Below are 1,016 nucleotides of genomic sequence, written 5' to 3' on the forward strand. Positions count from 1 at the left end.
CGGCGCGACCCGGCGGGCTGCTCCTCCGCGGGCTCCGTCTCCGCGACCGGCGCGCGCTCCGGCTCCGGCTCCGGCTCGGGCTGCCGGCTGCCGGCGGCCACCGCGGCCGCTTCCGCCGCGGCCCGCTCGGGCGTCTGGAACTGGGGCTCGGTGAACACCGGCGGCTGGAACAGCGCGACGGCGGGACGCGCCGGGCGCGCCGCCTTCTCCGCCGCGGCGGCGGAGCCGGTCCCGGCCTTCCGCGCGGGCTCGGCGAAACCACCGGCGGCCTTGCGGACGGCCCGACGACGCGAGCGGCGCGGGGCGGTGTCGTCGGGGGCCTCGGTGGCGGAGGTCTCGGTGGCGGGAGTCTCGGTGGCGGGGGCGTCGGCGGCGGGCGCCTCGGCGCTCTCGGCGGCCGTCGCCCCGACCGGCTCCGCGCTCCCGGCCGTACCGGCCGTCTCGGTGCTCTGCGGTGCGTCGGTGCTCTCCGGCGTCTCGACCGGTGCGGTCACTCGCCGGGTCGCCCGCCTGCGGGCCCGGGGCGGAGCGGCGTCCTCGGCGGACGCGGCACTCTCGGCCGCCGGGGTCCCAGAAGTCTCGGAGGCGACCGGCGGCACGGCGGCTTCCGCGGCCGCACCGGTCTCCGCGGGCGCGGACACGGTGCGTGTGGCACGCCGCCGGGTCCGCCGCGGCGCGGCCTCCTCGGCGGGCGCGGCACTCCCGGCCTCGGCGACCGGCGTCTCGGGCGTCTCGACGGTCTTGGCCGTAGCGGGCGTCTCGGCCGTCTCAGGCGTCTCGGCCGCGATGTCGGACGTCACAGCCGCCGCGGCGGCCTCGGCCGCCGCCTTCACCGGCGCCGACGCGCCGCGCGTGGCACGCCGACGAGTCCGCCGGGGCGCGGCGCTCTCGTCGGACCCGGCCGCGGTCTCGGCCACCTCGGAAAGACGGCCAGCCTGTCACCGGAGAATGGGAGCCGGTCAACAGGCTCGAAGAGTGCGAAGCCGTGTGCGCGGCGATCGCCGGGTCGGAAGCCG

The 1,016-nt window shown here is 80.2% G+C and carries 1 pseudogene; it reads right to left on the reverse strand.

The features are described from left to right. Positions 1-917: pseudogene (locus tag AB0G32_RS40405) on the reverse strand (ribonuclease E/G); the annotation flags it as partial. Positions 918-1,016: the final 99 nt, after the last annotated feature.

Origin of the sequence: Streptomyces sp. NPDC023723, assembly GCF_040639815.1 — a bacterium.
GTDB lineage: Bacteria > Actinomycetota > Actinomycetes > Streptomycetales > Streptomycetaceae > Streptomyces.